Annotated in this window: 5 protein-coding genes; 4 read left to right on the top strand and 1 reads right to left on the bottom strand. The window is 36.4% G+C overall.

What is annotated here, in order from left to right; translation table 11 throughout:
- Positions 1–364 precede the first annotated feature (364 nt).
- Positions 365–1,138, top strand: a complete 774-nt coding sequence (locus AC52RT_RS06370; protein ID WP_495539974.1) for a Cof-type HAD-IIB family hydrolase — start codon at positions 365–367, stop codon at positions 1,136–1,138.
- Positions 1,139–1,435: 297 nt separating this feature from the next.
- Here AC52RT_RS06370 and AC52RT_RS06375 read toward each other — a convergent pair whose 3' ends face one another.
- A complete protein-coding gene (locus AC52RT_RS06375; protein ID WP_495539970.1) occupies positions 1,436–1,615 on the bottom strand; it encodes a YjcZ family sporulation protein in 180 nt (59 codons plus the stop codon).
- A 176-nt stretch (positions 1,616–1,791) separates the two neighbouring features.
- Here AC52RT_RS06375 and AC52RT_RS06380 point away from each other — a divergent pair, with 176 nt between their 5' ends.
- The 3 genes from AC52RT_RS06380 to AC52RT_RS06390 all read left to right on the top strand — a co-directional run bounded on the left by AC52RT_RS06380 (position 1,792) and on the right by AC52RT_RS06390 (position 5,063).
- Positions 1,792–2,445 (top strand): YkyA family protein, encoded by a 654-nt coding sequence (locus AC52RT_RS06380; protein WP_495539971.1) that lies wholly within the window; start codon positions 1,792–1,794, stop codon positions 2,443–2,445.
- A 521-nt stretch (positions 2,446–2,966) separates the two neighbouring features.
- On the top strand, positions 2,967–4,082 hold the full coding sequence (gene pdhA / locus AC52RT_RS06385; protein ID WP_495539972.1) for a pyruvate dehydrogenase (acetyl-transferring) E1 component subunit alpha: 1,116 nt from the start codon (positions 2,967–2,969) through the stop codon (positions 4,080–4,082).
- A 3-nt stretch (positions 4,083–4,085) separates the two neighbouring features.
- Entirely contained in the window at positions 4,086–5,063 is a 978-nt protein-coding gene (locus AC52RT_RS06390) for an alpha-ketoacid dehydrogenase subunit beta (protein WP_495539973.1), read from the top strand.
- Positions 5,064–5,168: the final 105 nt, after the last annotated feature.

Raw genomic sequence — 5,168 nt, forward strand, 5'->3', positions numbered from 1 at the left:
TTTATTAAAAATAGTTAAGCAATTGTCTTTTTTCTCAGTAAATCCTGCCACTGTTTTTGCAGCTTTTTACGTAATTTTTTTAACATCCCGTTCACTCCCCTTAAGTATTATTGTAAAGGATTATTAAATAAAGTAAATACGTCTTTAAAGGGTTCCCAGTTGAATTGGCTAAGGAAAAAAATCAATAGTCATAAATGCCTGTCCACATTCTCTATATAAATAGTATATGCTCGAATTCGAATGACTATCAGGAATATAACGATTTGTATACTGAAGCATAGTAATCCCTTGACTAATTTGCAGGACAAGGATTAAATAAGTAGATAATATCTACTTGAATCTTTTACATATGAAAGCAGGGATTATATTGAAAAAGATTGTGTTCTTTGATATAGATGGAACGCTATTAGATCACGAAAAAAAATTACCAGCTTCTACAAAGAAAGCAATTAAGGATCTTCAAGATAAGGGTGTATTCGTTGCGATTGCTACGGGAAGAGCTCCGTTTATGTTTGAACCGCTTCGCGAGGAATTAGGGATTGACTCGTTTATAAGTTTTAACGGTCAATTTGTCGTCTTTGAGAATGAGGTTGTCTATCGCAATCCATTGCCAAGAGCGGAATTGACTCGAATTCATGAGCAAGCTGAAAATGAGCAAAAAGCTATGGTATTTATGAATGATAAAACAATGAAGGCTAGTGCGAAAGGTTGCGAACGTGTTACTGAAGCATTAGGTTCTTTACGGTTTCCATATCCCGAATGCAGTCCGGAATTTTATCAAGATAATGATATTTACCAAGCGCTATTATTTACTACAGCAGAAGAAGATCAACAAATTATCCATGACTATGCTGATTTACACTTTATCCGCTGGCATGAATTTTCAACAGATGTCTTACCAGCCGGTGGTTCGAAAGCAGAAGGAATTAAAAGATTTATTGAACGGACAGATTTCCGTATGGAAGATGTATATGCATTCGGAGATGGGTTAAATGATATTGAGATGCTAGGAACCGTAGGGCACGGTATTGCTATGGGAAACGCTCTTGATGAGGTTAAGAAACATGCTGAATTCGTAACAAAGGATGTAGATGATTCAGGTATTTTATACGGCTTAAAACATATGGGCCTTTTATAACAGTCAGGAGAAAAAGAGTGCAGTGATCCGTCTGCACTCTTCTTTTGTGCAGGGACAATTAATTAAAATACTATGTATAAACAAGTTTTGCTAACGTATACTTAATTGTTAATTTATCTAAATGGATAATTAAGGTATAATGTGGTGAGGTTCTTGATGGCTTATAAAAGAAGTACTAAGCGCAAAATTTCGGCAAAAAAAGAGTGAATATCCGCTTAAGTTGCACTTAGTACCATAATCTTTTTAAAAATCATCATATTTTCTTGAATTAAGGGTAAAGAAGGTAAGTCATTTAATTCAGCATAGACAAGCTCCAACGATAATCAGCAGGATGAATAGGACAACAATTAAAGCAAAACCGCTGCCGAATCCTCCTCCTCCGCCGCCGCAGCCGCCTCCGCCAGCGTAACCATATCCATAGCTTGGTGCAGGTGAAATAGGGTAACAGCAATCCATTCCTTGACCTCCGTAATACATAGGCTTATACCTCCAGGTTTATTTATAACCATCCCTGTTGGAATGATTTCTATCAGCCTATGCACATAAGCGGAATAGGTGTAGGCTTGCGCCTATTCATGGGGAGATTTTAAGAATTCGGGCTTGAACTGTTGAATTAAATGTAAAAAGAGAAAAACGTAACTGGGGGAATTGATGTGTTTAAATACGGAAAAATTGGGTTGGCTTTCCTAATAACGATGGGTGTTCTTGCAGGTTGTACAGGTGGCGCAGCACCTGAAGAAGAAATACATACAGTATTAGAAAATGCCATACAAAAAGAGAATGAATTTGAAAAACAACAAAAACCACTTGTTGAATTAGAGAATGAAGAGAAAAAACTATATGAACAAATTACCACTCTTGGGATGAAAGAATATGATCAAATTGTTGAACTTTCCGATGAAGCATTGGCAAATTTAGACGAACGTACGAAATTGATTGAAAAAGAAAGAACGAGTATTAAGAATTCGGAAAAGGAATTCGAAAAGATTGAGGAACATATCGAAGCGATAGAAGATAAACAGGTAAAACAAGAAGTTCAAACCCTTAAAGAAACGATGGAAAAAAGATATAAGGATCATGAGGTATTGTATACATCCTACCAAACGAGTTTAGATCATGACCGTGAATTGTATGATTTGTTTAAAAAAGAAGATTTGAAAATGGATGAACTGTCAGCCCAAATCGATACAATCAATAGTGCCTATCAAGCAGTAATTAAAGCGAATGAAGAATTTAATGCTAGTACGGAATTATATAACAAGCAGAAAGCAAGCTTTTACAAAACAGCGGACCTTAAAACAGAATAAAAAATTAAAGAAGCAGCCAGCAGGCTGCTTCTTTTTTGTCCATTTTCCCGCGATAATTTTCTTCAAATAATAATTATGTCGAATTTTGGATTATTGGGTTAAAGGAAATAGAGGTTGGTTAATCTAAATAGGGTAGTATAAATTATAGTGGTGTAAAGTTATAAACCATAATTAAAGAAAGGATTGTTATGATACAGATTGTATAAATGATATATAACAGATTTTTAAAAAGCAGATTTTTTTTAAGTTAAAATGCAGATAACAAAGAAGTTTTCTTTATTAACACTATGTATTTGACGAAACTTTAGGTAATGCGGTAAACTAAAAAAGAATAAAGCGTTGTATCATCTTTTTTTTCTTTAAAACTGATACAGAAACGGTATATACCGTTTGAGTGCATGTTCATGTTTGCCTTCACTATAGATGGGAAAAGTACATCGAACAGGATTATTCATGAAAATAAAATGAAACAGGGCTTTATAGAATCATATAAAACCTTTTTGAAAGGATGAGAAACGCAGATGGCTACAAAATCAAATCAAGCTAAATTTGATGTCAAGAAACAGTTGGAAGTTGTTGAAGAACAGTTCCAGACACTGCAAATTTTAAATGAAGAGGGCGAAATCGTTAACGAAGCAGCAATGCCCGATTTAACTGATGAACAATTACAAGAACTTATGAAACGGATGGTTTATACACGTATCCTTGATCAACGTTCTATTTCTTTAAATCGTCAAGGCAGACTTGGTTTCTATGCGCCTACAGCAGGCCAAGAGGCTTCACAGTTAGCATCACAATATGCACTTGAAAAAGAAGATTTTATTCTGCCTGGTTATCGTGATGTTCCACAATTAATCTGGCACGGATTGCCGTTATATCAAGCTTTCTTATTCTCTCGTGGTCATTTCAAAGGGAATCAAATACCTGAAGGCGTTAATGTTATTTCTCCTCAAATCATTATCGGAGCGCAATACGTGCAAGCTGCAGGCGTAGCGTTAGGTATGAAAAAACGTGGAGCGAAATCAGTTGCTGTTACGTATACAGGTGATGGCGGAACTTCACAAGGTGATTTCTATGAAGGGATTAACTTTGCTGGTGCTTTTAAGGCTCCTGCAATCTTTATCATTCAAAATAACCGTTTTGCAATCTCAACTCCAGTTGAAAAGCAATCTGCCGTTTCATCATTAGCTCAAAAAGCTGTTGCTGCTGGTATTCCGGGAATTCAAGTAGACGGTATGGATGCACTTGCAGTGTATTCAGCTGTTAAAGAAGCTCGTGAACGCGCAATAAATGGTGAAGGTCCAACATTGATTGAAACATTAACTTATCGTTATGGACCACATACTATGGCTGGAGATGACCCAACTCGTTACCGTACTTCTGATCTTGATAATGAGTGGGAATTAAAAGATCCATTAGTTCGTTACCGTAAATTCCTTGAAGGCATGAAACTATGGAATGAAGAAATGGAAAACAAAACAATTGAACAAGCAAAAGACGATATTAAAGAAGCAATTAAAAAAGCTGATGCTGAACCTAAACAAAAGGTTACAGACCTTATTTCTAATATGTATGAAGAAATGCCAAACAACCTTGTAGAACAATATGAAATTTATAAAGAAAAGGAGTCGAAGTAAGTCATGGCTCAATTAACTATGATTCAAGCAATTACAGAAGCGATGCGTACTGAACTTAAAAATGATGAAAATGTTGTTATTTTTGGTGAAGACGTTGGAGCAAACGGCGGAGTATTCCGTGCAACAGAAAACCTTCAAAAAGAATTCGGTGAAGACCGTGTGTTTGATACACCACTTGCTGAATCAGGTATTGGTGGATTAGCAATTGGGCTGTCCTTGCAAGGATTCCGTCCTGTTATGGAAATTCAATTCTTCGGTTTCTTATATGAAGTAATGGACTCTGTAAGCGGACAGATGGCACGTATGCGCTACCGTTCAGGCGGCCGCTATAATTCAGCTGTTACAATCCGTTCACCTTTTGGCGGCGGTGTACACACACCTGAAATGCATGCTGACAGTCTTGAAGGATTAGTTGCTCAACAACCAGGATTAAAAGTAGTTATTCCTTCATCACCATATGATGCGAAAGGACTTTTAATCTCAGCTATCCGTGATAATGACCCAGTCATTTTCCTAGAACATATGAAACTATATAGATCTTTCCGTGAAGAAGTTCCAGAAGAAGAATACACAATTCCACTTGGTAAAGCTGATGTAAAACGTGAAGGTAAAGACCTTTCTATCATCACTTACGGAGCTATGGTACGTGAATCACTTAAAGCTGCAGAAGAACTTGAAAAAGAAGGTTTCTCTGTAGAAGTAGTCGATCTTCGTTCAATTGCCCCACTTGATGTGGAAACAATCGTTGCTTCTGTTGAAAAAACAGGACGTGCTATCGTAGTTCAAGAAGCACAAAAACAAGCTGGAATTGCAGCTTCAGTTGTAGCAGAAATTACTGAACGTGCAATCTTAAGTCTAGATGCACCCGTTCTTCGTGTAACAGCAGCAGATACCGTTTTTGCTTTCTCAGAAGCAGAACAAGTGTGGCTGCCTAATTATAAAGATATAATGGAAACAGCGAAAAAAGTATTAACATTCTAATACAAATGTACAGGTCGAAAAGTACTAACTGAACGCTTTTCTCTTACTGGATTAGTCAAGCTGATTAGTAAGAGAAAAGTTTTTTCAGAAAAATAACTTTTTTTC

This window comes from Peribacillus sp., from assembly GCF_059453735.1.